This is a genomic window from Streptococcus mitis (assembly GCF_946188685.1).
Lineage (GTDB): Bacteria > Bacillota > Bacilli > Lactobacillales > Streptococcaceae > Streptococcus > Streptococcus mitis_CC.
This window is the reverse complement of sequence record NZ_CAMHWH010000044.1, coordinates 1-244: the sequence shown is the minus strand read 5'-3', so window position 1 is coordinate 244 and position 244 is coordinate 1. Positions and strand designations below refer to the sequence as shown.

The following is a 244-nucleotide window of genomic DNA, read 5'->3' as shown; positions in this document are numbered from 1 at the left end:
CCCCACCACCTTGTTTATCTGCATCTGACTCAGCTTCAACAAGTGCGTCGACACCAGCAAGTCAATCGGCATCTGAATCAGCTTCACCAAGCGCGTCGACATCAGCAAGTCAATCGGCATCTGAGTCAGCATCAACAAGTGCGTCGACATCAGCAAGTCAATCAGCATCTGAGTCAGCATCTACAAGAGCGTCGACATCAGCAAGTCAATCCGCCTCTGCGGCCGCCTCAACAAGTGCATGGCC

General features: G+C 52.9%; 1 protein-coding gene. It reads left to right on the top strand.

Translation table 11 applies throughout. From position 1 onward, the window contains the following. Positions 1-244, top strand: a 244-nt coding sequence (locus N8N51_RS10400) for a hypothetical protein (protein WP_261104149.1), incomplete at both ends; no start/stop codon positions are given.